The 23,671-nt window shown below is 63.8% G+C and carries 26 protein-coding genes; 6 read left to right on the top strand and 20 right to left on the bottom strand.

Annotation, left to right across the window (positions count from 1 at the left end; genetic code table 11):
- The 11 genes from soxB to A985_RS0111660 all read right to left on the bottom strand — a co-directional run.
- The coding region (gene soxB / locus A985_RS25170) for a thiosulfohydrolase SoxB (RefSeq protein WP_232424603.1) at nt 1-1,325 on the bottom strand (1,325 nt) is incomplete at its 3' end.
- 296 nt (nt 1,326-1,621) lie between these two features.
- Nucleotides 1,622-2,125 carry a TlpA disulfide reductase family protein gene (locus A985_RS0111615; RefSeq protein ID WP_017233572.1) on the bottom strand — a complete coding sequence of 168 codons (504 nt, stop codon included), beginning with the start codon at nt 2,123-2,125 and terminating at the stop codon, nt 1,622-1,624.
- A gap of 300 nt (nt 2,126-2,425) precedes the next feature.
- Nucleotides 2,426-3,076: a sulfur oxidation c-type cytochrome SoxX gene (gene soxX, locus A985_RS0111620; RefSeq protein WP_017233573.1), complete on the bottom strand. Its 651-nt coding sequence runs from the start codon at nt 3,074-3,076 to the stop codon at nt 2,426-2,428.
- 19 nt (nt 3,077-3,095) lie between these two features.
- Nucleotides 3,096-3,971 (bottom strand): sulfur oxidation c-type cytochrome SoxA, encoded by an 876-nt coding sequence (soxA, locus tag A985_RS0111625; RefSeq protein ID WP_083902279.1) that lies wholly within the window; start codon nt 3,969-3,971, stop codon nt 3,096-3,098.
- A gap of 165 nt (nt 3,972-4,136) precedes the next feature.
- Complete coding sequence (soxZ, locus tag A985_RS0111630) at nt 4,137-4,448, bottom strand: thiosulfate oxidation carrier complex protein SoxZ (protein ID WP_017233575.1); 312 nt, start codon at nt 4,446-4,448, stop codon at nt 4,137-4,139.
- Nucleotides 4,449-4,479: 31 nt separating this feature from the next.
- On the bottom strand, nt 4,480-4,947 hold the full coding sequence (gene soxY, locus A985_RS0111635; RefSeq protein ID WP_017233576.1) for a thiosulfate oxidation carrier protein SoxY: 468 nt from the start codon (nt 4,945-4,947) through the stop codon (nt 4,480-4,482).
- A 136-nt stretch (nt 4,948-5,083) separates the two neighbouring features.
- The gene (locus A985_RS0111640; RefSeq protein ID WP_017233577.1) at nt 5,084-5,413 is read right to left on the bottom strand and encodes a c-type cytochrome; all 330 of its coding nucleotides are present in this window, start codon (nt 5,411-5,413) and stop codon (nt 5,084-5,086) included.
- 83 nt (nt 5,414-5,496) lie between these two features.
- Entirely contained in the window at nt 5,497-6,690 is a 1,194-nt protein-coding gene (locus A985_RS0111645) for a c-type cytochrome (protein ID WP_017233578.1), read from the bottom strand.
- Nucleotides 6,674-8,041, bottom strand: a complete 1,368-nt coding sequence (gene soxC, locus A985_RS0111650; RefSeq protein ID WP_017233579.1) for a sulfite dehydrogenase — start codon at nt 8,039-8,041, stop codon at nt 6,674-6,676. Before soxC ends, A985_RS0111645 begins: the two co-directional genes overlap by 17 nt.
- 157 nt (nt 8,042-8,198) lie before the next feature.
- Nucleotides 8,199-8,546, bottom strand: coding sequence for a metalloregulator ArsR/SmtB family transcription factor (locus A985_RS0111655; RefSeq protein ID WP_017233580.1), 348 nt, complete (start codon nt 8,544-8,546; stop codon nt 8,199-8,201).
- Nucleotides 8,547-8,938: 392 nt separating this feature from the next.
- Nucleotides 8,939-10,573 (bottom strand): ShlB/FhaC/HecB family hemolysin secretion/activation protein, encoded by a 1,635-nt coding sequence (locus A985_RS0111660; RefSeq protein ID WP_232424604.1) that lies wholly within the window; start codon nt 10,571-10,573, stop codon nt 8,939-8,941.
- 605 nt (nt 10,574-11,178) lie between these two features.
- Between A985_RS0111660 and A985_RS25175 the strand changes: the two genes are divergently transcribed.
- Nucleotides 11,179-12,441 (top strand): O-antigen ligase, encoded by a 1,263-nt coding sequence (locus A985_RS25175; protein ID WP_157211435.1) that lies wholly within the window; start codon nt 11,179-11,181, stop codon nt 12,439-12,441.
- A 12-nt stretch (nt 12,442-12,453) separates the two neighbouring features.
- On the opposite strand, the gene A985_RS0111670 is transcribed toward A985_RS25175, so the two are convergent.
- The 5 genes from A985_RS0111670 to A985_RS0111690 all read right to left on the bottom strand — a co-directional run bounded on the left by A985_RS0111670 (nt 12,454) and on the right by A985_RS0111690 (nt 16,289).
- Nucleotides 12,454-13,749 (bottom strand): NAD(P)/FAD-dependent oxidoreductase, encoded by a 1,296-nt coding sequence (locus A985_RS0111670; protein WP_017233583.1) that lies wholly within the window; start codon nt 13,747-13,749, stop codon nt 12,454-12,456.
- Between the two features lie 10 nt (nt 13,750-13,759).
- Nucleotides 13,760-14,275, bottom strand: a complete 516-nt coding sequence (locus A985_RS27025) for a hypothetical protein (protein ID WP_157211436.1) — start codon at nt 14,273-14,275, stop codon at nt 13,760-13,762.
- Nucleotides 14,276-14,307: 32 nt separating this feature from the next.
- On the bottom strand, nt 14,308-15,075 hold the full coding sequence (locus A985_RS0111680; RefSeq protein ID WP_017233585.1) for a BON domain-containing protein: 768 nt from the start codon (nt 15,073-15,075) through the stop codon (nt 14,308-14,310).
- Between the two features lie 118 nt (nt 15,076-15,193).
- Nucleotides 15,194-15,781, bottom strand: a complete 588-nt coding sequence (locus A985_RS0111685; protein WP_017233586.1) for a phosphoheptose isomerase — start codon at nt 15,779-15,781, stop codon at nt 15,194-15,196.
- Nucleotides 15,782-15,935: 154 nt separating this feature from the next.
- Nucleotides 15,936-16,289, bottom strand: a complete 354-nt coding sequence (locus tag A985_RS0111690; protein WP_017233587.1) for a YraN family protein — start codon at nt 16,287-16,289, stop codon at nt 15,936-15,938.
- Between the two features lie 95 nt (nt 16,290-16,384).
- On the opposite strand from A985_RS0111690, the gene rsmI reads away from it, so the two are divergent.
- The 3 genes from rsmI to A985_RS0111705 all read left to right on the top strand — a co-directional run bounded on the left by rsmI (nt 16,385) and on the right by A985_RS0111705 (nt 17,967).
- Nucleotides 16,385-17,269, top strand: a complete 885-nt coding sequence (gene rsmI / locus A985_RS0111695; RefSeq protein ID WP_017233588.1) for a 16S rRNA (cytidine(1402)-2'-O)-methyltransferase — start codon at nt 16,385-16,387, stop codon at nt 17,267-17,269.
- Between the two features lie 178 nt (nt 17,270-17,447).
- The gene (locus A985_RS0111700) at nt 17,448-17,690 is read left to right on the top strand and encodes a type II toxin-antitoxin system Phd/YefM family antitoxin (protein WP_017233589.1); all 243 of its coding nucleotides are present in this window, start codon (nt 17,448-17,450) and stop codon (nt 17,688-17,690) included.
- Complete coding sequence (locus tag A985_RS0111705) at nt 17,677-17,967, top strand: type II toxin-antitoxin system RelE/ParE family toxin (RefSeq protein ID WP_017233590.1); 291 nt, start codon at nt 17,677-17,679, stop codon at nt 17,965-17,967. The genes A985_RS0111700 and A985_RS0111705 overlap by 14 nt, the downstream gene beginning before the upstream one ends.
- Before the next feature lie 59 nt (nt 17,968-18,026).
- On the opposite strand, the gene A985_RS0111710 is transcribed toward A985_RS0111705, so the two are convergent.
- The 4 genes from A985_RS0111710 to A985_RS27540 form a co-directional block, all read right to left on the bottom strand.
- The gene (locus A985_RS0111710) at nt 18,027-18,821 is read right to left on the bottom strand and encodes an ABC transporter ATP-binding protein (protein WP_017233591.1); all 795 of its coding nucleotides are present in this window, start codon (nt 18,819-18,821) and stop codon (nt 18,027-18,029) included.
- A gap of 2 nt (nt 18,822-18,823) precedes the next feature.
- Nucleotides 18,824-19,729 (bottom strand): ABC transporter permease, encoded by a 906-nt coding sequence (locus tag A985_RS0111715; RefSeq protein ID WP_026131877.1) that lies wholly within the window; start codon nt 19,727-19,729, stop codon nt 18,824-18,826.
- Between the two features lie 234 nt (nt 19,730-19,963).
- Nucleotides 19,964-20,950 carry an ABC transporter substrate-binding protein gene (locus A985_RS0111720; protein ID WP_017233593.1) on the bottom strand — a complete coding sequence of 329 codons (987 nt, stop codon included), beginning with the start codon at nt 20,948-20,950 and terminating at the stop codon, nt 19,964-19,966.
- A gap of 445 nt (nt 20,951-21,395) precedes the next feature.
- The gene (locus A985_RS27540; protein ID WP_017233594.1) at nt 21,396-22,013 is read right to left on the bottom strand and encodes a septal ring lytic transglycosylase RlpA family protein; all 618 of its coding nucleotides are present in this window, start codon (nt 22,011-22,013) and stop codon (nt 21,396-21,398) included.
- Between the two features lie 234 nt (nt 22,014-22,247).
- Here A985_RS27540 and A985_RS0111730 point away from each other — a divergent pair, with 234 nt between their 5' ends.
- Nucleotides 22,248-22,904 (top strand): MBL fold metallo-hydrolase, encoded by a 657-nt coding sequence (locus A985_RS0111730; protein ID WP_017233595.1) that lies wholly within the window; start codon nt 22,248-22,250, stop codon nt 22,902-22,904.
- Nucleotides 22,901-23,662: a hypothetical protein gene (locus A985_RS25190; protein ID WP_017233596.1), complete on the top strand. Its 762-nt coding sequence runs from the start codon at nt 22,901-22,903 to the stop codon at nt 23,660-23,662. The genes A985_RS0111730 and A985_RS25190 overlap by 4 nt, the downstream gene beginning before the upstream one ends.
- Nucleotides 23,663-23,671: the final 9 nt, after the last annotated feature.

Below are 23,671 nucleotides of genomic sequence, written 5' to 3' on the forward strand. Positions count from 1 at the left end.
GCCGTCTGATCAAGCAACTGCTCCATCGTGATCGTTTGCCCCGGCAGCAGCGACGTCCCCCAACGGAATCCCGGCGAGAACCCAATCTCGGCATCTTTCTCCGCCATCACCGCGTCGAGCAGCAGCTGATCGAACGTCCCGTTGAAGTTGCCTCGTCGATACAGCACGCCTTCCGTCACCGCCAGCGGTTCCGCCAGCTTCGCCGCAAATGGCGCACGCACGCGCTCGATGAGCGCCTGCATCGGCGCGTCGGCCGGGAGCAAATTGGAGAACACCGGCAGCAGCTTGTAACGGAAGTCCACCGGCTTGCCGCCCTTCACGTCGAAGTCCAGCACCGCCAGGAACTTGCCGTTCGACCCGGCATTCGTCACGAGCGTCTTGCCGCCAGCGTTTTCCACGGTGACAGGCTTCGGCACCCCGTCGTGCGTATGACCGCCCAGAATCGCATCGATACCCCGCACGCGCGACGCCAGCTTCAGATCGACGTCCATCCCGTTGTGCGACAACAAGACCACGACCTGCGCCCCCTTGCCGCGCACCGCGTCGACCATCGACTGCAGACGCTCCTCCTGAATGCCGAATGTCCAGTCCGGCACGAAATAGCGCGGGTTCGCAATCGGCGTGTAGGGGAACGCCTGTCCGATGATCGCCACCGGCACCCCGTTCATCGTCTTGATCGTGTACGGCGCGAAGACCGGGTCGCCGAAATCGTTCGTCTGCACGTTCTGCGCGACGAAGTCGATCTTCCCCTTGAGCTGCTCCTCGACGACGGACTTCACGCGATCCGCCCCATACGTGAACTCCCAGTGCGCCGTCATCACGTCGACACCGAGCGCCAGCGTGGCGTCGACCATGTCCTGGCCCTTCGTCCACATCGACGTGCCGGACCCTTGCCACGTGTCGCCGCCGTCCAGCAGCAGCGCGCCGGGGCGTGACGCCTTCATGCGCTTGACCAGCGTCGCAAGGTGCGCAAACCCGCCAACCTTGCCGTACGTGCGCGCCGCCGCGGCAAAGTCGAGATACGTGAACGCATACGCGTCTGGCGTGCCGGGACGCAAACCATATGCCTTCAAGAATGCCTCGCCCACCAGATGCGGCGGCTTGTTCGCCTGCTCGCCGATCCCCAGATTGACGCTCGGCTCGCGGAAGTACATCGGCAGCAACTGCGCATGGCAGTCAGTGAAATGCAGCAGATGCACATTGCCGAACGTCGGCAGATCGTAGAACACGTCTGCCGCCTTGGCCGCTGCCATCTCCTGATGCGACAGCGCCATCCCGCCCGCCGCCGCCACCGCCAACACCTGCATGAACTCGCGTCGATTCATTTCGTCTCCGTAACGCACACGTCGTGCGGCGCGCCTGCTTTGTCGTTAGCTAATGCATCCGTACCCGTCAGCTCGTACCGCGCCAGTACACCATCGACGCGATGCCGCAGCGAACGTCCCGCAGTGATACGGCAACGATCATCTTCCGTCTCGTCCCGCCAATTCACTGAGTCTTCAAATCACTGAGTTGTCGATTCACCGAATCACCGGATCTCTGATTCAAACCCTGATTCATCGGGTTGCCAAATCACCGAAACACCGATGGCACTTGGTCACCGTGTCACTTGGTCATCTGATCACTTCCCCGCGTAGTCCGCCAGCGCCGCCACGTCCTCGCCGAACATCTCGCCGACTTCCTTGCGCAGCACTTTGCCGTTACGTCCAATCACATACAACTCCGGCAGCCCGCGACGCTTGCCCAGCACCGCCCGCCAGGCGTCCGTTTCCATACCCGCAGGAAACGTGTAGCCATGCGTCTTGAGGTAGTCGATGGCTTCCTGCGGTTTCTTGTCGATCGATAGCGTGACGATCTGGATCGGCTTGCCGCGGGTGGCCTCGTAAAGCTTCTGCACATGCGGATTCTGCTGCGCACAGAACGGACACCACGACGCCCAGTACTCGACGATGACTGTCCGGTCCTTGAACGCGCTCGCGGGCAGCGTCTTGCCATCGAGCAGCGTGAGCGACGGCAGCGTGACCGTGTCGCCGACCTCCAGCGCGTGCGCCGGTGCGCCAAGGGTCATTGCTCCCACGACGAACGCCGCAATGATCGTCGCTTTCAAACGCCCGAACACGCCCATGCCACTTCGTCGTGCAACGTAGCTCGGTCGACGTACCCCGCAGGCCCCAAAAACAGCACCCACCCAACCCAGCATCGAGTGCGCCCCCATCTGCCAGACGGTCATTCGCGCAAGACGTGAATCCGAAACAGACGCAAACCCACACCCACCTCGCCAGTCCGCACGCGAGCGCGGCCATCGCGACGGTCGGCGACGATCAGCGACTTGATTCGTATATTCCAGGGATGTCATGCAGCGCTCCGGAAACCGGCGGCGACCGTCGATCAACGATCTCGGGTCGCCCGCCGGAACGACGGTGGCTTATTGATTGACGGGAGACGCGGGGTCGAGCAGCAACGCCATGACGTCCTTCAACTGTTTCTCGGTCAGAATGCCCGCCGCGCCAAACCTCGGCATGTTCGAGCAAGCCGCGTAGCTATGCGAGTCGTAGACCTTCGCCCACGTGTACTTGACCACTTCGGGCGAATCGCCGCGCAGCTTGCCGTAGTGATACAACGACGGACCGATGTTGCCGAACGAGATCTCACTCTTGGTCAACTGGTGGCACGCGTAACAGTTGCCGCCATTGACGGTATCGGCCTTGTCGGTGAACTGCAGGCCTCGACCGTTCTGGGCAACCTTCTCGCCTTCCTTCCAGTCACCAAGATATTGACCGTCGGCCGGTGCCTTGACCTTCGCCAGCTCGGCTTTTTGCAGCCGTTCAGCCACCTTCGCCGGCATCGGCTTGGTCGCGTACTGCGTGCACAGCTTCTGCAGCTCGCTCTGATCGATGCGGTCAAGCTGCGCGATGCCCGAGGCGCGGAACGAATCGCGCAATTCCTGCACAACGGCCGCATCGGTCGTGCCGCTCACCAGCTTCGGACTCTCGTCCTGCGCGAAGGCCGTGCCGACGACGAGTGCCCCGGCCGCTGCCAGCGCGACGCCCGTCGCGCGCAATGCGAATGATTTCATGGGTGTGCCTCGCAATCGGTCAGCGCTTCAGGCCAGGGGCGTCCATCTTGCCGCCATTGGCCATCACGCCGAGGAAGGTAATCAGGTCAATGGACGCCTGCGAGCCGTAATTCAGCACCGGCATGCGCTGCTGGCGGAAGCAATCGTTCATCCGCCACTGCATCGTGCGCAGCGCACCCTGCGAGACACGATAGCCCGGCCACGTCGCAAACGCCTGTCGCGCCGCCGCGGGCTTGGTCAGGTTCGGCAGATCCTGAAGACGGATACGCTTGTCATCCGCCCCGTGGCACGACGCGCATGAGAAATCGTACGGACCGGAACGGTAGTAGAAGATCTTCTGACCGCGCGCGTAGGCGTCCTTCTCTTCCTTGTGCGCCTGCGACACGTGAATGACGGCGCCGCGCGACTGACCCGCCACATAGGCGGTGAGCGCTTCGAGATCGGTCGGATCCTGCCCTTCCTTGGAGAACGGTTGCTTGATGACGTCCGCGCGCTTGAAGCCCTGCAGATGCACCATGCACTCGACGATGCGCGACTCGGCATCGAGCACGCGTTTCGTGTCGGGGAAGTAGCGCGGCAGTTGCGCGTAGGCGTTCTTGACGACACCCGCGCCAAGCCCCAGGTCGCACTGCGCCATCGATACGTTGTTCGGGCCGCGTGGTGTCTTCCAGAGTTCCTCGCCGCGCATCTCGACGAGTTCTGCTGGATTGCCGTCGGCGAGCATCTCGCGATATTGCGCGATGGCGTCGGCCGTCGAACTTTCTGCAGCGAATGCGGGGGCACTGACGCCCGCGATGACGAGCACGCCGCCGAGCACAGTCCGTCGCAGCCACGCTGCGTCTCCTGCCGTGCTCTTTCGTTGGCTCGCCCGTGCGCTATGTTGCGCCTCGTTCATCTCGATCTCCTCTTCGTGGGGTTGGTCCGCGCAACGGGGAATCTCCCGAAAGCGCTCGTGCTTGCACACTGCACGGCGCGGATTTCGCTTCACGCCGTCCCACCCGGCCGGATTCGCGTGGCAGCGCCTGTGACGCGCCGCCGCACGTCTGCCGACGTCCGCCCGTCAGGCGATGGCCGTCTCGTCGGTCCGCGAATCGCCCTTGTTGTCGACCCACATGACCGTGACCTTGTCGCCCTTCTTGGCGCCCTTGAACTTGAACGCCATGAACGGATCTTTCGACACCGCCGGGCCCCATTCGGCCGACAGCACCGTCTTCCCGTTGCAAGTCACCGTGACGTTCTGGATGAAGTGTGCCGGGACGATATTACCGGAAGCGTCCTTGCGCTGGCCGGTTTCCATGATGTGACTCATCAGCACCTTGACCTCGACGACACCGCCGGCCTCGGTTGCGCGAATGCGCATCGGATTACCCATGTTGTGGCTCCTCTGTTCTACGATGCGTCGCTTAACCGCCGCAGCCGCCCAGCGTGACCTTGATTTCCTTCTCGGCCACGAGGTACTTGTTGTCCGCCTTGACGAGCGCATAGACCTTCGAGGTCTGGCCCATCTTCACACGCGTGGTCACCGCCGGCTCGGTACCGTCGGGAATCTCGAACGACGCCGCAAGCGTATTCGGATTCTTCTCGATCAGAATCGCGATCATCTGCGTATTCGGCGCCTTGCTCGCCACCGCCACCGGCACAACCGCACCGTTCTCGGCGATGTCGGGCGCGGTCAGCACCACCAAATCGCTCGGGCTGGTGCCCGTGCCACCCAGGGCCTTGACCGTGTCGGCCACGCTCCGGGTCGAGAACGCCGCCTTGTTCCAATGCGCCTCTGCCGCGCGCGCCTCTTCGGGCTTGATCAGCCCGGCGGCTACCGCCAGTCCCATTACCGCGGAAAACCGCAGCATGTCGCGTCGCTGTTGGTTCATCTCTGTGTGTTTCCTTCTCTGAGGGCCGCCGATACGAAGTGGACCATCGATCCGCCACGTACCGGCCGCCGTTCGCTCGCCTGACCCGCCGCCCGATCCTGCCGGGCAGCCTGCCGGCGAGCCCCCTGCCCCGGTGTTACTTCGCCGGGGCGCCGGCCAGAACCCACTCAACGAGGATCTTGGCGTCGGCATCCGACAGGTTCGGGTGCGCCGGCATCGGGATCGGACCCCAGACCCCCGAGCCACCGCCCTTCACTTTCTTGACCAGCTTGGCCACCGCGTCCTTGTCACCCTTGTACTTGGCAGCCACTTCCTGATAGGCCGGGCCCACCAGCTTCTTGTCGACGGCGTGGCAACCCATACAGGCGTTGGCACCCGCGAGCTTGGTCGCCGCTGCGACATCGACACCGGCATGGGCCAGCGAGGTGCCGGCCAGCATGGCCGCGGCGATCAGCATCTTTTTCATCGTATCTCCTTCGATTTGTGTAGGGGACGGGGGTCCTGCGGCGGCCCGAAACCCTCGGCGCGTCCGTCGAACCTCCTGCCCGCTCAATGTGCACCACGGAGAATCCAGTCGACCATCGTACGGATATCGGTTTCGGCGACCTGCGATTGCGGCGGCATTGGCATGCTGCCCCAATTGCCGGCGCCTCCGGCACGTATCTTCGCCACCAGTTTTTCAGCCGCATCCGGCTGCCCATGGTACTTGGTGGCGACCTCCGAGAAGGCGGGTCCGATCTTTTTGTCGGTCACGCCGTGACACGCCAGACAACCGTTCTTGTCCGCAAGCGTTGCTGCCGATGACGTCGCAGCGGCGGAATGGGCCGGCGCGTCCGAACTCGCCATGCCGAGCGTGGCGAGGGCCGCCGTCTTGCGCACCGACGCGTTTTGCGCGGCAGTGCCCGACAGCGGCGGCAGCTTCGTATCGACACCGCGCACCGGACCGATGATCCGGTTTTGCGCGGCCAGATCCCCATGCGCGTCGCGGGCGTACGCAGGGAGTGCGGACGTCACGATACCAGCCTCAGGACAATCCTGCATACACGCCTTGTTATGAGTATCCGGTTTGTCGCCCACGCGCCACATGCCATGCGCGCGCGTCATCCCGTTGCGATTGGGCATCAGTTTCTGCACGTCGCCAATGGTCTTGTCCGACAGCACGAAGTCCGACGGCACGATCTCCGCAAGATTCAGGAGATAGGCGGTGACCGCGTATACCTCGTCGGGCTTGAGCGAACGCGGCGCGTTCCACGGCATGGCGCGACGGATGTAATCCCAGATCGTCGAGATCGTATCGACCTTCATGAAGGTGGTGCGCACCGGCTGATTGTTCGCGCGCAGCGATGCCACGTGCCCCGTCTTGATGTCGTCGGCGGTGGTGCCCCCCACCAGCGGATTGAACACCTCGTTGCTCTCGCCAAACGTGCCGTGACACGATGCGCAGCGCGCGTCGTACACCTTCTGGCCGTCGGCGACAGATCCCTGTCCTTTGGGCAACCCTTTGAAGTCGGGGCGCACGTCGATGTCCCACGCGCTCAATTCCGCCGGCGTGGCATCGCGTCCGATCCCAGGTGGCGCCTTGATGGCGGGCTGGACCGGCGCCGCCTGCGCCGGGGCCGAGAACCAGGCCGCGACGGTCAGGCCCGCGAGCGTCAATGCGGCCACCCAGAGCACGGCCAGGACCACCGACTGCGCGCGCCGACGCATGGGGCGCTGCAACTTAAGTTCAATCGACGTGGACATTGGTCACCTCCCCGTTCGTCGCCACTTGCCACGTCTGGATTGCGTTGTTGTGATAGATCGACTTCGTGCCGCGCACTTCCCGCAGTTGCCGATAACGCGGTTGCACGAAGCCCGTCTCGTCCATGGCCCGGCTTTGCAGGAGCGCCGGCGAGCCATCCCATTGCCAGTCGAAATTGAAGCGCGTGAGGCACTTCGGCAGCACAGGCGATTCGAGCCGCGCCGCGCGCCAGGTCTTGCCGCCATCGGTCGACACGTCGACCCGTTTGATGCGGCCCCGCCCCGACCACGCAAGACCCGTCACGTTGAAATAGCCGCGATCGAGCAACGCCTGTCCCCCGGAGGGCGACGTGATGACCGACTTGCACTCCTGGATCGACGTGTACTGGCGATGCTGGCCGTCCGGCATCAAGTCGACGTAATGGCTCGTTTCATCCTTGGTGTTCCACGGCGCGTCGCCGACCTTGATGCGACGCAGCCATTTCACCCACGACACACCCTGCACGCCGGGCACGACCAGCCGCAGCGGATAACCGTTTTCGGGGCGCAGCATTTCGCCGTTCATACCCCAGGCGACGAGCACGTCGGAGAGCGCCGCCTCCATCGAGATCGTTCGGGTCATACCGGAGCCGTCGCCGCCTTCGGCGAGCACGTATTGGCCGCGCTTGGTATCGGCGCCCACCTCGTCGAGCAGAACCGACAGCGGCACGCCCGTGAATTCGCAGCACGACAGCATGCCGTGCGTGTACTGGACGGTCGGCACGGCGGCATTGCCCCACTCCATGCCGGTGTTCGCGCCGCATTCGATGAAGTGCATACGCGACACGGACGGCAGGCGCATGATGTCGTCCATCGTGTACACCTTCGCTTCGCGCACGAGGCCATGCACCATCAGGCGATGCTGCGTTGGATCGATCTCCTGCCAGCCCTGATGATGGCGCTCGAAGTGCAGCCCGCTGGGCGTGATGATGCCGAACAGACCTTGCAGCGGCGTGAAGGCCACCGACGCCTGCGCCGTTTGCGTCAGTCCCGGCGACTGACGGCGTTGCAGGTTCGCTTCGAATTTCGACGGCATGCCGTACGGACGTGCCGCGACCGGCTGGCCGAGCGACGTGGCCCACGGACGCGGTTCGAGAATCATCGGATCCCCGGCGGTCTTGGGCGCGTCGGCGGCAAAGGCCGCACCGCCCGCGAGCGCGGCACCGGCGGCCAGGAAGCTGCGCTGCAGGAAATTGCGCCGGGTGGGATTCAACCCGTCGCGGGCAATGTCGTCGGCAAGCGTGCTGTCGACGAAGTTCTCCGGAGCCCGGCGCAAACGGCCGGCTCGCGATGCGCTATCGCTGGTCTTGCTCACCCTGTCTCCTCGCGTTTTGTGGCGTCCGCCAGCGTCGCGAGGACACGGACGGCTTACCGCTTGCGTTCGAATCGATATGTGCGGTCTGGTTGCCGCACTGACCTACGGGTATTGCCGTGCTGCAGTACTACGGTATTGCCACGGTCTGCTGCGTGCTTCAGTTGGCGCGTGGCATGAAGCCATCGACGGCACGCTCCGGCAGCGCCTCCTCCTCGAGTCGGCCAGCGACCTGCACGCACACCGCGCGGCAGATCTCGACCACCCCGGTATCCGCGATCGTGTAATACACCTGATTCCCGTCGCGACGCCGTGCCAACACGCCCGCCTGATACATTGCCCCGAGATGCCGCGATACATTCGTCTGCGACGATCCCACCTGCGTCACCACCTCGCTCACCGAGCGTTCGCCACCGCACAGCGCATGCAGAATCCGCAACCGCGTTGGCTCGGAGAGCAGGCTGAAGTAGTGCGACACCTTTTCGAATACGCGATCGAGTTCTTCCATGACGGTCAGTCTTTGAGTTCGTATGCTGGCACAAGGAATTTCGTATATGCCTAATGACGCATATACGGATAATCAAAACAATGCGCGTCGGACGCAAGCTGCACTGCAACACGTTGGCGACCGATGTCTCGTTGCGGAGGGCGCGCATTGGGCGTCGGTCAGACGCGCTGCCGTGTATATCCGGGGATATAGCGCTCCACCTCATATGCGTTTGCGCGACATGCAACGCCGAGCCTACCGTCAGGTGCAGCCGCATGCGCGACGACCCGACGGATTGGCGCATCAGGGAAAAACCCGATAAGAAAGTGGCGGGAGACAGCGTGCCAGAGCACGACATTTTGCGGACGTCGTCCGTGAGCGATGGCGGAATGGCGACGAATCGCCATCCCGTCTTACTCGAATTGATATGACCAGTTCGCATTGAACCGCAGCGGACGGCTCGGCGAGTTGGTCGGCGCGTCGGCCATCGGCTTGGCGACCGACAGGTCGAGCGAGTAGTACTTGCTGTCGGAGACCCGCACGCCCAGGCCCACGGAGGCGAGCTGGTTGTGGAACAACGGCCCCGAACTCAGATAGACGCGCGCCGTATCGAGCATCAGGTACGGCTGAATCGTCTTGAGGAAGCGGAAGTCGGTGCGGAACATCCGATTGAGTTCGATCGACGCCCCCCACCCCCTGTCCCCGGCGATTTCGCCGGCCGGATAGCCGAGGCCGAAGCGCTGACCGCCGAACGTCGCCTGCTCGGACGTCGGCAACGTGTTGGCACTGTACTGCGCGCCCGCCGCGACGACGACACCGAATTCCCACGGCAGCACGAGCCCCTGTTTGCCATCGAGCGTGAAGCGCCAGAAGCCGAGATCGTAGGGGCCGAGTATTTGCGCGACGCCCGCCGGCTGCGTCGTGTACGACTGGCTCGCCCCCATCCCGGTAAAGCCCTTGAACACGCCGAGCGTGGCGCTGCGGGTCTGCTTCTCGGTGACCTCGTTGTACGAGAGCTGAACCTGCGCGGCCCGCACGTTCGTCTGCGAATTGATGTTGTTCGGCGAATTCGGTACTTCGTAGCGATCGCGCGAATTCACGCCGTACATGCCGCCGCTGACCGTCAGGTTGCGCTGATTGTTGAGCAGGATCGGGTACGACACGGTCACGGCGACACGCTTGGTGTCGAGGTGTCGCGTCAGACCGGCCAGCGCCTGATCGTCTGGCTGTCCGCGATAGTGCGACGCGTCCACGCGCGCCTGCAATCCGTTCGACCCGAGCGGCTGGATGTACGACCCCGCATAGAACTCTTCGTCGTTATGCCCCTTCGGGGCGATGGCCGTGAGCTGAATCTGTTCGCCGAGCGGGGTGAGCGCGTTGCTTGTCACCGTGAACACACCGCGAATACCGGGGTTGTTATAGGTGAGCGACGTGCCCAGCGCTACGGGTTGACGCGTAACGTCGAGCGAGAGTTCGGTCGCGCCGTCGGTCTGCGTGGGCGGTTGCACGTCGGCCTTGATCTTCATGCCGGGCACGAGCGTGAGCAGGTTCAGATAGCGCTCGAACGTGGCGCGCTTGAGCGGACGTTCCGCCTCGATGTGCGCAGCGATGTCGCGCAACCGCTGTTCCGACGGCCCCGGCTTGCCCGTGATTTTCGTGCTCGAGATGTAGCCTTCAACGATCGTCACGCGCACGAAGCCGTCTTTGAAGTCTTGCGCGGGGACGAAGGCGAAGGACAGCAGATAGCCCGCGTCCTGGTACATCTTCGTGACCTGATTGGCCTTTTCGACCAGATCGCCAATGGTCACTTCCTTGCCCGCCAGCGGCGCGAAGACCCCGGCCACGTCGGCGAACGGCAACGACTTGACGCCTTCGATACCGAAACGCTGTGGGGTCATCTTGCGCGCGAGCAGCGATTTGAGCGCGTCTTCCTGCGTCGGTGGCTGAATGCGAAAGGTGGCGGCGGGCGCCTTGGGCACCTCGATTTTTGGAATGCTTTGCAGCGGGTCGCCACGCACGGGGCTGCCGTCGGCCAAGGCGTTGTGCACGCTTAGCAGGCCAATGGAGTACAACGATACGGCGACGACTCGAACGACCCTGCGGCTTTGCGCCGTCTTGACCGAATTACCACGCACAACGCGTAGCGCAAGACGGGCTCCTCCCTGGCGATGCGCCATCCCTATGCCCCTTGAATGCTTATTTTTTCGTGCGGCCAGTGTAACCGAGAGGCGTGAGGCCCCGTCAACAGGGGAAACAGGGTGAAATGCGGCGGTTATACAACATTCGGACCAGAACACTACCAGACAGGGTCTGGACCGCTTAGAGAAGAACCACTCCAAACGTACGAGGTATCAACGCGCCGCAAACGCATGGGTAGGCATCGTAAGGGGGCACGAGGCGCCGGACGAGGTCCTGCTGCGCGCCATGGGATATAATCCGCTGCGCTTTACCGCTTCTGTGCGCCAACAGGCACAACTGCGACGCAATGGCTCTGGGACCCGGCAACACCTCGCTGCGCACGAAATGTCACGGGCGATGCAAGGGTTGGTGTTGCCGCCGCAGAACCGGCGAGTCAACGTGTTTGTTGCGCCTCATGCTTTGCCCCCATATGAAAAGTACCCCAGTTGGCCCTTGGCCCAAGTCGTACGGCGCCGTGATCTACACACTCGCCGTCGCAGGCCTCGTCCTGGCTTTTCCCGCATTCTCCCTGAGCGCTCGCGGTGGTGCGAGCACGCTGTTGATTCTTGCCACAGCACTGTCGCTGATCTCGCTGTCGTTCAAAGAGGGGCGTCGGCTCCTGCTAGCTTCGGTGGGCCAGCTCTCCAGAATGGAGATCGTGCTATGTCTGTCGATGGCCGCACCGCTACTTTGCGCATTACTTATCGAACTCATTCATGGGCAAGTCGCGTGGGACACGCTCGACTCGCCTTCGCGATTCGTCGCAGCCATTCCCATCTTCCTAGCGTTGCGTAGCTCGCAGAGTGACAAGCTCCGCTGGAGCGATCTATCGTTTGCCTTGGGTGGACTAGCTGCGACCCTCGTTACCCTTCCCTATGCGAGCGAATGGGGCACTGACCGTTTCGGCAGCTACTTTCTGAACCCCATCCATTTCGGCGACATTGCGCTCATCTTCGGCGTCATGTCCTTAATGTCGCTTCACTGGCATCGCCGCGACTCCCTCGCCATCGTCGCGCTCAAGCTGCTCGGCACGGGGGCCGGACTTTTTGCGTCGTTACTCACGGGTTCGCGCGGCGGCTGGATCGCCCTGCCGGTAATGCTTCTCATCGTGCTAGGCTACAGATTCAAGTCAGCCCCCCTGAAGTGGAAGGTCGGCGCGTTCGTCCTGCTCGCAGCGGCGGCCACTGCGTCGTACTTTACGTCCTCGCTCGTGCAGGAGCGCATTGTTCAGGCCCAGTTCGACATTCGTAATTACGAGATGGGAAACCGGGACACGTCGATCGGCATCCGCCTCCAATTGTGGGAAACAGGTCTTCGGGAATTCGCCCGCAAGCCGTGGACGGGCCTGGGTGCCAACGGCTATAAGCTCGCCATGCCGCGTTTGCAGGCAGCGGGAGAACTGTCGTCCCGTGCTGCACAGGCCGGGGAAGGAGAAATGCACAACCAGATGATCGCGTATGCGGTCGATTACGGCGTTTTCGGGTGGGTTTCCCTAATGCTGGTCTATCTTGGCCCGATCGGCCTATTCCATTGCGCCATGCGCAGTGCCTCATCGGTAAGACGACGCGCCGCATTGTTGGGATTGTGCTTCGTGGTGGCATTCTGGATTTTCGGATTGACGGTAGAGACATTCAACCTGAAATCGACCGTGTCTACCTACGTCGTCATCGTGGCAATTCTGGCGGCGATCGTCACAGCGCCTGATCGCGAAAAGTCTCAAGAGACGACGTCAGGCTGATTTCCAACAAACTCACGCCAGCGTGTCGGCCCAGATGCCCTGTGCCCATGCGAGTCCCAGGGCGAATTCGTCCGGTGTGGCGCGCGACGACGCGCCACCTGTGCCCGGCACCGGGAGCATGGTGCGCTGCGCGGCGTCGTATCGGTGAACGCTGGCCACGTGCATCGCTTCGGTCGCCGAGACGAACGTGTAACAGGTGTTGCTGTAAAGCGGCTCCGGGTTGACCGCGCGCCCTGACAGGGCCGCCACGATGGCTGCGGCGCAAACCTTGCCGTGCTGGTTGGCCATATGGCCGGACTTGGGCATCTGCGGGGCGATCTGAATGGCGTCCCCCAGCACATGGATGTCGGGTTGCGCGGTCGACGCAAACGTCAGAAAGTCGACGTCGCACCAACGGCCGTTGGCCGTCGCCAGCCCACTGTCCACCGCGATATCGCCCGCCCGCATCGGCGGGATGACATTGAGCACGTCGGACTTGATTTCCTCACCCAGCTCGAAGCGCGCCAGCCACTTCGCACCATCGGCCGCGACTTCCGTGCAATTGAACTGCGGGTGATACTCAACGATTCCGGCATATTGGGTGCCCCAAATCGCCTGAAACTGCTCGGCTTCCGCGAGCACCTGATCGTTGGTGTCAAAGACGAGCACTTTGGCACGCGGCTTGTGACGTTTGAGCCAGGCGGCGACCTGACACGCGCGCTCATACGGCGCGGGCGGACAGCGAAACGGCGCCTCGGGGATCGTGATGGCGACGACCCCACCGTCGGGCATCGCCCGCAAACGCGCGTGCAACGCGGCGCTTTCGCGGGCGTCGGTCCATCCCACCGGCAAGGCGTCGCGCACCGCGGGATCGGAGAGTCCGGCAATGGCCTCCCTACGCAGCGACACCCCTGGGGCGACGATGAGCTTGTCGTAGGAAAGGCGACCGCCATCGGCGAGCCGCACCTGTTGGTTGGCGGCGTCGATGGCCTGGGCGCGTGTGCGTCGCCAGACCACGCCGTGCCGTTCGACGAGCCTGTCGTAGGGCACTGTCAGGTCGCTTACCCGCAAGTGGCCGCCCACTACGAGGTTCGACAACGGGGCCGAGACAAAGGCGGGATTCGGTTCGACCAAGGTGACGTCTATCGTGTTGCCCGAGAGCATGCGCAACGCCTTGGCCGCCGTCGCGCCACCGAATCCGCCGCCGATCACAACGACACGGACACGCGTCTTGAGCGGTGTCGGCCAGAGCGGCGCCGCCCATGCGCGGGTGACACCGGCCAGTGCGACCGTCGAGCCCATGCCAAGAAGAAAGTTGCGGCGGCGCATCGTGTCGGCCCTATCGAGGCGTTTGAGACGTTTGAGGCGTGCGCGGCGACGCTGACGCGCCCTTGCCCGCCGGCTGCGAGGCGAAGTACGCGGCGATGCGACGCAACTCGTCGTCGCGATAGCCTTTGAGCAGTTGGGGCATCAGCGTGGCGGTACGCTGCCCATCGCGCATGGCTTGCAACGCCGACATGAGTTCCGTCGCCGGGCGCCCGTCCAGCGCGGGCAGCGTTGCCTTGCCCGTGCTCACTGGCGCCGACGCGTTATGACATGTCATGCACGCCATCGCCCAGTCGCGGGCTTGCCAGTCGGGCTGGGGCGCCTGCGGCGCCGCCAGCTCGACGTAGACCGGGGAGGCGGCGCGCACGCCGGATACCGGTGCCGCCCATGCCGTCGCGGTGGCGACAACCCCGGTTCCGATCGTCAGAACGAGCGCCGCCGCGATGGCCGGCGTCACCCATCGCGCAGATGGACGAGGCAGACGATCGCGGCAGTCGGCCGCTGAGCCGGTAACGGCACGGGTGCGCACGCGCAGTGTCCGAGGCGCTCGGGTAGCGCGCGTCAGTTACCGGTCTTGTTCGACGGACCGGGCTTGATCGGTGCGTCGCTGATCGGCGCAGGCGAGGACAGCGGCTTGGCCGTGACCGTTTCGGTGTCGATCGGCGTGGTCGTGACCGCCGCGGCGCTCGAATCGTCAGTCACCGGGGCCGGGTTCTTCGAGGCCTCGGTCGAGAGGCGCTGCGCCTCTTCCGGCTTGATGTATTCGTACAGCTTGATGACCTTCTGCACCCCGTCGATACGGCTGGTCACGTTGGCGGCGATGCGGCCTTCCTCTTCCGACACGAGGCCCAGCAGATACACGTCGCCACGCTCGGTGACCACTTTGAAGACGTTGGCCGAGATTTCCTTCGTGTTGATCAGGTTGGCCTTGACCTTGCTGGTGATCCACGCGTCGTTCGAGCGCGAACCAAAGGAGCTGGCCGGTCCGATGGCAAGTTCGTCGACGATGCCGCGCACGTTGCTGATCTGCTTGACGATTTCGACGGCGCGCTGCTTGCTGGCGTCGTTCGGAACTTCGCCGGTGAGCAACACGCGACGGTTGAAGACCGTTACGTTGACGTGGGCGGCGTCTGGCAAGTTATTCGCGGTATTGGCTTCGGCCTTGATCTGAATTTCACGGTCTTCCGTCTGCGCGCCGACGGAACGGCGGTCGGTGGCGACGAGTGCGCCGGTCGCGGCACCGCCGAGAATGATGGGGGCACAACCGGCCAGGGTTGCAGCAATCAACGCCGCCGCGGCGAGCGGCTTGACCACGCGTTGGAAATTCATCGGGCATTCTCCTTGTTGGATGATCGAACGGGACGGCCCCCGCCGCGCCCAGCCGGCACCGCCCGCCCCCGCGGCGCAGTACCTGTCATGCTCTTGACGCCGAATGACGGCAATAGGTTCACGCTTCGCCGAACAGCATCGCGTCGACCAGGTCGCACAGGCAGTGAATCGTGAGCAGGTGAACTTCCTGAATGCGCGCGGTACGATCAGCCGGGACGCAGATGTGCACGTCCAGCTCACCCAGCGCCGCATTGACCTTGCCCCCGCCCTTGCCGGTCAGCGCGATCACGTGCATGCCGCGTTCGTGCGCCGCTTCAATGGCGGCGAGCACGTTGCCGGAATTACCCGACGTGGTGATGGCGAGCAGGACATCGCCCTCGTGCCCGAGCGCACGCACCTGCTTCGAGAAGATGGCGTCGAAGTTGTAGTCGTTGCCGATGGCCGTCAGGATCGACGAGTCCGTGGTCAGCGCGATGGCCGGCAATTCGGGGCGCTCGCGCTCGAAGCGGCCGACGAGTTCGGCCGCGAAGTGCTGGCAGTCGGCGGCCGAGCCGCCGTTACCGCAAGCGAGAATCTTGTTGCCGTTGGACAGCGCTTCGAACATGACGTCCGCGGCGGCGGCGATATATTCGGGCAGTGCGTCGCGCGCCGCCAGCTTGGTCTCGACGCTATCCGTGAAGTGTTGCTGAATTCGTTCGATCGACATGGTCGTTTGCCAGGGTGTCGCAAAAGCGGCCGGCCTTGCATGGGTGCCCGAGGGCACTCGCCTGCATCGGCCGGCGTTCAAAGGCCGTATCAGTCTTGAAAATCTTGAAAACGGCGCGTTCGCAAGTGTAACAGGCCGGCGGACACGGGTTTCGTCAGAGATCGTCGGCTCGGAAAGCGTCGGGCAGCCAGCGCACCACCGGCGGACGTCCGTCGAACGTCACCACGTCGAAACGACAACGCCCCGCGGGACGCCGCAGCAGATAGTGACGCGCGGCCAAGGCCAGGCGGCGGCGTTTGGCGCGCGTAATGCTCTCGGCGGCCCCGCCGAAGTCGCTGCGCGCGCGGGCGCGCACCTCGACGAATACCAGTACACCCGCGCAATCCCGCATAATGAGGTCGATTTCGCCGCCGCGACACCGATAATTGCGCGCGACGAGCCGCCAGCCGCGTCGCTCCAGCAACGTCTGAGCGTGGTCCTCGAACGATTCTCCTAACTGATTCGACATGGTTGTTCCGATGTTTACCGTTGCCGGCGCTGCCGGTGTTACCAACGCCTGTGTGCCCCGCACGGCAACGACGCCGTTTGCGGGAGTGCGACGCCATGGATGAGCGCCTGATGTCCCTGGCCGAGGGCCAGCATTACCCGGTGGGCACGCTGTACGTCGTCGCCACGCCGTTGGGCAATACCGCCGACATCACGGTGCGAGCGCTGTACATCCTCGGGATGGTTGACGCTATCGCCTGTGAAGATACGCGCAATAGCGCGCAGTTGCTCCAGCGGTATGGCATCGACAAGCCGTTGATTGCGGCCCACCAGCACAACGAAAACGAAGTGGCGACGCGGTTGGTCGAGCGTCTGCGGGGTGGCGAGCGCATCGCCTACATTTCAGACGCAGGCACCCCGGGCATCTCGGATCCGGGCGCGCGACTGGTCGATGCGGTGCGTGCGACCGGGCTCGGCGTGGTGCCGGTACCAGGCGCGAGCGCGGTGATTACGCTGCTCTCGGCGGCCGGCGCCTGGGTGGAGACGTTCACGTTCGTGGGTTTCCTGCCATCGAAGGCGCAGCAACGGGCCCAGGCGATTGCTGCGCTTGCAGGGGCGACCTCGGCGCAGGTCTTCTACGAAGCGCCGCATCGGATCGTAGAGACGGTCGCGGCACTCGCCGATGGATTGGGCGGTGCGCGCCGACTGTTGATCGGACGTGAGTTGACCAAGCGCTTCGAGGAGATTCACGAATGTGCGCTGAGCGAAGGCGTGGCCTGGCTGAAGGCGGACGCGAACCGTCAGCGTGGCGAATTCGTGCTGGCGGTATCGGGCGCGGCAGCGAGCGCTAGCGAAGATGGTGTCGACGCCGAAGCGCAGCGCGTGCTCGCGTTGCTGGTGGCTGAACTGCCGACGAAAAGTGCCGCGAAGCTCGCCGCCGCGATCACCGGCGCACCGAAGAACGCGCTTTACGAGCGAGCGCTGGCGCTCAAAAATGGTTGATCGCCCCGCGTGGGATACGTTTTTTGAGGCCTAAAGATTCGGACGTTTCTGGAGAAATTCTCAGCGACTCCCCAAACTCTCCCCTCGATATTCCCTCTATGATTGGCTCGATCTCAGGGTCTCGGCTGGTACGCGTCAGCGAATCGGCCGCCTCCCCCCGGGCCTGATGAGATGTCACATGAAAAACATCCTTGCCCGCGCATCGATCGGAATCAGCGAATTGAAATCGAACCCCAGTGCCGCCATCCATCGAGCCGATGGCCCCGTCGCCATCCTGAACCGGAACACGCCGGTCGCCTATCTCGTCCCCGCAGCGGATTGGGAAGCGATCTGCGAGCGGCTCGATGACGCTGAACTCGCCGACCTTATCCGTTCACGCGCCGGCGAAACGCCGGTGAGTACCCAGCTTGACGACCTATGACCTGCAGTTCCTACCCTCTGCCCTCAAGGAGTGGCAGGCGCTCGATTCCACGATCCAGCGCCAGTTCAAAGCGAAGTTGCAGCAACGGCTGCAAAGACCCCAAGTTCCCGGCAGTCGGCTAAGGTCGATGCCGGACTGCTACAAGATCAAACTCGCATCGGTGGGATACCGGCTCGTCTACCGAGTCGACGACAAAGCCGTCACCGTGTTGGTGGTCGCCGTCGGCAAACGAGAGCACCTTGCGACTTATCGCACGGCCCGAAAACGCGTTCAGTGACGCCGCCGATAATGAAACAAACCCGCCGAAGCGGGCTTGTGTCCTGACATTCCAACGCGTTAGCTCAGCAGCAGCGCGTCATCATCGAGCTGTTCGCCGCGGGTGCGTTCGAACATCTGCAGCAGATCGGGAACGTCCAGGCCCTTGCGTTCCTCGCCCGACACGTCCAGCACGACCTTGCCCTGATGCAGCATCACGGTGCGGTCGCCGTAGTCCAGTGCCTGACGCATGCTGTGCGTGACCATCATCGCCGTCAGCTTGCTCTCTTGCACGATGCGTGCCGTCAGTTCCAGCACGAACGCCGCCGTCTTGGGGTCCAGCGCGGCCGTATGCTCGTCGAGCAGCAAGATCCGCGACGGCTGCAACGACGCCATCAACAGGCTCACCGCCTGACGCTGACCGCCGGAGAGCAGCCCGATACGGTCCGAGAGCCGGTTCTCCAGCCCAAGGTTGAGCAGGCTCAGCTTCTCGCGGAACCGCTCACGCAGCTCCCGATTCAGCGCGAACCCGAAACTCCGGCGTTCGCCCCGCTTGACCGCCAATGCCATGTTTTCCTCGATGGTCAGCGCCTCGCAGGTGCCGGCCATCGGATCCTGGAACACGCGCGCCACCTGACTCGCCCGCTGCCACGCCGTCTTCTTCGTGACATCGTTACCGTCGATGGAAATCGTGCCCGAATCGACCCGCAAGTCGCCGCTGATGGCATTCAGGAACGTGGACTTGCCCGCACCGTTCGAACCGATCACGGTGACGAACTGGCCCGTCGGGATATCCAGCGACATGCCGCGCAGCGCACGGTTCTCGATGGGCGTGCCCGGATTGAAAGTGATCTTGAGGTCTTTTGCGCTCAACATGATCAGGCACCTCCGTTCTTGCGGGGGAACAGCTTGCGGCGCGTTGCCGGCAGCACCAATGCCACCGCCACGAGCAATGCCGTCACCAAATTCAGATCCTGCGCCTTCAGACCGATGAAATCGCTGTTGAGCGCGAGCGCGATGAAGAAGCGGTAAAGCACCGCACCGACGACCACCGCCAACGTTGTGAGAATGAGGCGTCGGGCCGGCAGAATCGTCTCGCCAATGATGACCGCCGCCAAGCCGATCACGATGGTACCGATCCCCATCGAGATGTCCGCGCCGCCCTGCGATTGCGCGAACAACGCGCCCGCAAGCGCCACCAGCGCATTCGAGAGCGCCATGCCCGCCAGAATCTCGTGACCGGTATTCACGCCCTGCGCCCGCGCCATGCGCGAATTCGCGCCTGTCGAGCGCATCGCCAGGCCCTGTTGCGACAGGAAGAAGTAATCCAGCCCAAGCTTCACCACGATGACCACGGCCAGCAGCAACAACGGACGCGTCACATAGTCCGGCAACCAGGACACGTTGTCCGGCAGGAGCATCGTGAAGACGGTCGGCGAGGTAATCAGCGGCACGTTCGGTGCCCCCATCACCCGCAGGTTCACGGAATAGAGCGCGATCATCATCAGGATACTGGCGAGCAGATCCATGATCTTCAGGCGCACATTGAGCCAGCCGGTGATGAAGCCCGCCAGCGCGCCCGCCGCCATCGCCGCCACGGTCGCGGCGAACGGATTGGTGCCGCCGGCGATCAGCGTAGCCGCGACCGCGCCGCCCAGGGCGAAGCTGCCGTCGACGGTCAAATCGGGGAAATTGAGGATGCGGAAGGAAATCAGCACCCCGAGCGCCACGAGACTGAAGATCAGACCGATCTCCAGGGCGCCCATCATAGAAAAAAGAGACATTGTCGTAATTCCACTGCGCAAGACGGCCCATGCCGGGTCTCGGCATCAGCGCTCACACGGCCGACGTCGGCCAGTTCGGGACATCGCCGGTCGTTGTGCGACCGCTGTCGGGGGAAGCCGTCCCACCCATTCGATAGGAAAAGAGCGGCGGGGACAGAGGGTGTCCGGGCGCCGCCCTGTCGCGCTGCGGTGAGCCGGGGAGGTACACCCCGCCTTACCGCGCTCACGCACGCTTTACTGCCTGATGACCGTCTTGGCTTCCTTCACCAGATCGTCCGACAGCGTCACGCCTTGCTTGGCGGCCGCCGCCGTGTTGACGAACAGTTCCAGATTCGAGCTGGTCTGCGAGGCAATCGCCCCCGGCTTCTCTCCCTTCAAGATGCGCCCGACCACCTTCCCGGTCTGACGGCCCAGGTCGTAATAGTTCACGCCCAGTGCCGCAATGGCGCCGCGCTTCACGCTATCGGTATCCGACGCGACCAACGGGATCTTGCGGTCGTTGGCCACCTTCACCAGCGATTCATACGCCGACACGACGTTGTTGTCCGTGTTCGTGTAGATCACGTCGACCTTGCCGACCAGGCTGTTGGCCGCCGAACTGATGTCGACGGTGCGGGGCGCGGCCGCTTCGACCAGCGTCAGTCCGGCAGCGGGCAGCAACTTCTTCAGCTCGTTGACGACCACGACCGAGTTCGCTTCACCCGGGTTGTACACCATGCCGACACGCTTGGCGTTCGGCACGACGCGCTTGATCAGGGCGACCTGCTTGTCCAGCGGCAGCTTGTCGGACACGCCGGTCACATTGGTGCCCGACGGCGCCCAATTCTTGACCAATTGCGCCGCGACGGGATCGGTCACGGCCGAGTAGACCAGCGGCACCGACTTGGTCGCGGCCGCCACGGCCTGCGCCGTGGGCGTGGCAATGCCGATAATCACGTCCGGCTGGTCGCCCACGAACTTGCGGGCGATCTGCGCGGCCGTACCGACGTTGCCCTGTGCGCTCTGGTATTCCCACTTGAGGTTCTTGCCGACCTCGTACCCTTCCGCCTTGAGTTCGTCGCGTGCGCCATCGCGGATGGCGTCCAGCGCCGGGTGCTCCACGATCGCCAACACGGCCACCGATTTTGTCCCCTGCGCGAAGGCCGCGCCGGTCGTGCCCAACAACGTTGCGGCCACGGCGCACAGCAGGGTGCGCTTGGCGAATTTGCCCATCGTCGACATCAAAACTCCTCCAGGAATGCTCTTTGATAGGTGCGCTGAGCCCGTGTCTCGCCGGGTCTCATTCGGATGCACACAAAACGTGCACCGGCGCGTGGGGCACAGTCTACCCACATCCCCCTGAGCGAACAACGGTTGCCAACGCAACCGCCTGAAAGGCCCGTGGAATATCGGGCTGCGCCGAATCGCTGGCAGATTGATGCGGCAATCGGAAAAAAATTAGTCGATTTGGTCGTCAAATTTCCGATGTGCGCACATTCGTGCGTGGCATTCGCCCTATCAGATGCAGCAAAAATCGGAATAATGCGCGATTTTTTACACAGAATAGATGGATTTTGCACAACAAATGTGCGGCGAGCATCCCCCGGCTTGGGAAGCCATCAACGCGATTTCAGAATTGGCCGTCGGGAAACGAGGCGCCGCGACGACGCGCGTACGCCGCGTGGCGTCAGGGCGCGTTCTTGCTGTCGTCCAGGCCGAGGGCAGCGACTTCGGTGCGGGAGAGGCGGCGGATTTCGACCTTGGCGTGGCCGGCGCGAATAAAGCCGAGCTGCTTGGCCGCCCCGTAGGAAAGGTCGATGATGCGATTGTGCGCGTAGGGGCCGCGATCGTTGATTTTGACGACGACAGTCTTGTTGTTGGCGATATTGCGCACGAGCGCAAAGCTGCCCAGCGGCAAGGTCGGATGCGCGGCGGTCGGTTCGTTCATGTCGAACGTTTCGCCGGTGGCCGTGCGACGTCCATGAAACTTCTTGCCATACCAGGATGCCATGCCAGTCTGGTAAAACGTGCCGGCGTCGGCGCGCAGATGCGCTTCGCCGTCGCGATCCGGCGCTTCGGGATCGCCCGGACTGAGACCTTCGGTACGATACGACTTGCCGGGCCACTGCAGATCGAAGTTCGACCCGACGGGCGCGTTGGCTTCGCGCGCACGGGCGCGCGCGCCTGTCGCCGAAGCGGCGGCAGCCGTGGGGCTGAGGGGTTCGAGCGGCGTTGTGCAGGCTGTCAACGTCAGGGCGAGGGCGCAGCCGACCGCGAACCGTGTGAGGATCTCGCGTGTTCGCATAGCGCGCAAGTTTAACACGACGCAAAATGCAACCTATCAGCGAGCGTTCACTTACGCGCCGAGACTCGCTGAATCAGCATCGCACAGGCTTGGTCAGTCTCATCGGACACGGCTCGCTCAAGCGCTCCGACCCGCTTGGCGAGCAGCGCTCAGGCGTGTCGTCGATTGCGACGCGCCCGGCGGGTCCCCTCGCGTCCGAATTACAATAGGCGAAAACTGCGTCCCCGATATCCCATGAACGTCACTCTGATTCCTGTCACGCCTTTCCAGCAAAACTGCACCCTGCTCGTCTGCGATGCGACGAAGCGCGCCGCCGTGGTCGACCCCGGTGGCGACATCGACCGGATCGTCGGCGAGATCGAACGCCAGGGCGTGACGCTCGAGAAAATCTTCCTGACGCACGGCCACCTTGACCATTGCGGCGGCGCGGGCGCACTTGCCGAAAAATACGACGTCCCCATCGAAGGCCCGCATCCCGACGACGCGTTCTGGATCGACCAGCTTCAGACACAAAGCGCGCGCTTCGGCTTTCCCGAACCACAGCCGTTCACGCCCGACCGCTGGCTGGGTGACGGCGACACGGTCACGTTCGGCGAGGTCACCCTCGACGTGCTGCATTGCCCGGGGCATACGCCGGGTCATGTCGTGTTCTTCTCGGCGGACGAGCGTCTGGCCAGCGTGGGCGACGTGCTCTTCGCCGGCTCCATTGGCCGCACCGATTTTCCGCGCGGCAACCACGCCGACCTGATCGCGTCGATCCGCAACAAACTCTGGCCGCTCGGCAACGACGTGACCTTCATTCCCGGACACGGCCCTGTCTCCACCTTCGGTCAGGAACGTCAGACCAATCCGTACGTGGCCGATACCGTGCTCGCCGGGAGCGCCGCATGAGCGAGGCCGTGTCGCGTACCCCCCCGCGCATCATCCCCGCCGACGAGGAAATTTTCGTCAGCACCGACGTCGAGGCCGACGGCCCGATCCCCGGCCCGCATTCGATGCTCAGTTTCGCGTCGGCGGCCTACACGGCCGACAAGGAGCTGATCGGCACGTTCAGCGCCAATCTCGAGTGCCTGCCCGACGCGAAGGGGCATCCGCTGACGATGAAATGGTGGAAGACCGAGCCAGACGCGTGGGCGGCCTGCCGCGTCGATCAGGAAGACCCGACCAAGGCGCTCAAGGCGTATGTGAAGTGGGTGGAGAAGCTGCCGGGCAAGCCTGTGTTCGTCGCCTATCCGGCAGGGTTCGATTTCACGTTCATGTTCTGGTACATGATGCGCTTCGTCGGTCGTTGTCCGTTTTCATGGTCGGCGCTCGACATCAAGACGCTCGCGTTCGCCATGACCGGCATGCCCTACCGCAAGTGCATCAAGCCGCGGCTGCCGTCCGTCTGGCTCGACCCGCTGCCGCACACGCACGTGGCACTCGACGACGCGCTCGAACAAGGTGCGCTCTTTTGCAACATGCTCGCCGAGCTGCGCGAGCAGCAGAAGACGTTGACCGAACTCCCCGGTTGGCGCGGCGCCGGACTCACGGCGAATGCCGACGCGCCGGTGTTCAGGTCGCCCGCAGCACAAGCGGCGGCCGAGGCGGTAGCGCACGCCGAATCGCCAGACACCGGCCCCGGCAAGGACAGCGCGGCGCACGGCTGAGCCAGGACC

The sequence above is a fragment of the Pandoraea sp. B-6 genome, from assembly GCF_000282835.1.
In the GTDB taxonomy this organism is placed as follows: Bacteria; Pseudomonadota; Gammaproteobacteria; order Burkholderiales; family Burkholderiaceae; genus Pandoraea; species Pandoraea cepalis.

Excerpts from the sequence above, each read along its gene's own strand:
- A985_RS0111615 (WP_017233572.1), bottom strand. The coding sequence starts at position 2,125 with ATGGGCGTGTTCGGGCGTTTGAAAGCGACGATCATTGCGGCGTTCGTC.
- soxX (WP_017233573.1), bottom strand. The coding sequence starts at position 3,076 with ATGAAATCATTCGCATTGCGCGCGACGGGCGTCGCGCTGGCAGCGGCC.
- soxA (WP_083902279.1), bottom strand. The coding sequence starts at position 3,971 with ATGAACGAGGCGCAACATAGCGCACGGGCGAGCCAACGAAAGAGCACG.
- soxZ (WP_017233575.1), bottom strand. The coding sequence starts at position 4,448 with ATGGGTAATCCGATGCGCATTCGCGCAACCGAGGCCGGCGGTGTCGTC.
- soxY (WP_017233576.1), bottom strand. The coding sequence starts at position 4,947 with ATGAACCAACAGCGACGCGACATGCTGCGGTTTTCCGCGGTAATGGGA.
- A985_RS0111640 (WP_017233577.1), bottom strand. The coding sequence starts at position 5,413 with ATGAAAAAGATGCTGATCGCCGCGGCCATGCTGGCCGGCACCTCGCTG.
- A985_RS0111645 (WP_017233578.1), bottom strand. The coding sequence starts at position 6,690 with ATGTCCACGTCGATTGAACTTAAGTTGCAGCGCCCCATGCGTCGGCGC.
- A985_RS0111655 (WP_017233580.1), bottom strand. The coding sequence starts at position 8,546 with ATGGAAGAACTCGATCGCGTATTCGAAAAGGTGTCGCACTACTTCAGC.
- A985_RS0111670 (WP_017233583.1), bottom strand. The coding sequence starts at position 13,749 with ATGCGCCGCCGCAACTTTCTTCTTGGCATGGGCTCGACGGTCGCACTG.
- A985_RS0111680 (WP_017233585.1), bottom strand. The coding sequence starts at position 15,075 with ATGAATTTCCAACGCGTGGTCAAGCCGCTCGCCGCGGCGGCGTTGATT.
- A985_RS0111685 (WP_017233586.1), bottom strand. The coding sequence starts at position 15,781 with ATGTCGATCGAACGAATTCAGCAACACTTCACGGATAGCGTCGAGACC.
- A985_RS0111690 (WP_017233587.1), bottom strand. The coding sequence starts at position 16,289 with ATGTCGAATCAGTTAGGAGAATCGTTCGAGGACCACGCTCAGACGTTG.
- rsmI (WP_017233588.1), top strand. The coding sequence starts at position 16,385 with ATGGATGAGCGCCTGATGTCCCTGGCCGAGGGCCAGCATTACCCGGTG.
- A985_RS0111700 (WP_017233589.1), top strand. The coding sequence starts at position 17,448 with ATGAAAAACATCCTTGCCCGCGCATCGATCGGAATCAGCGAATTGAAA.
- A985_RS0111710 (WP_017233591.1), bottom strand. The coding sequence starts at position 18,821 with ATGTTGAGCGCAAAAGACCTCAAGATCACTTTCAATCCGGGCACGCCC.
- A985_RS0111715 (WP_026131877.1), bottom strand. The coding sequence starts at position 19,729 with ATGTCTCTTTTTTCTATGATGGGCGCCCTGGAGATCGGTCTGATCTTC.
- A985_RS0111720 (WP_017233593.1), bottom strand. The coding sequence starts at position 20,950 with ATGTCGACGATGGGCAAATTCGCCAAGCGCACCCTGCTGTGCGCCGTG.
- A985_RS27540 (WP_017233594.1), bottom strand. The coding sequence starts at position 22,013 with ATGCGAACACGCGAGATCCTCACACGGTTCGCGGTCGGCTGCGCCCTC.
- A985_RS0111730 (WP_017233595.1), top strand. The coding sequence starts at position 22,248 with ATGAACGTCACTCTGATTCCTGTCACGCCTTTCCAGCAAAACTGCACC.
- A985_RS25190 (WP_017233596.1), top strand. The coding sequence starts at position 22,901 with ATGAGCGAGGCCGTGTCGCGTACCCCCCCGCGCATCATCCCCGCCGAC.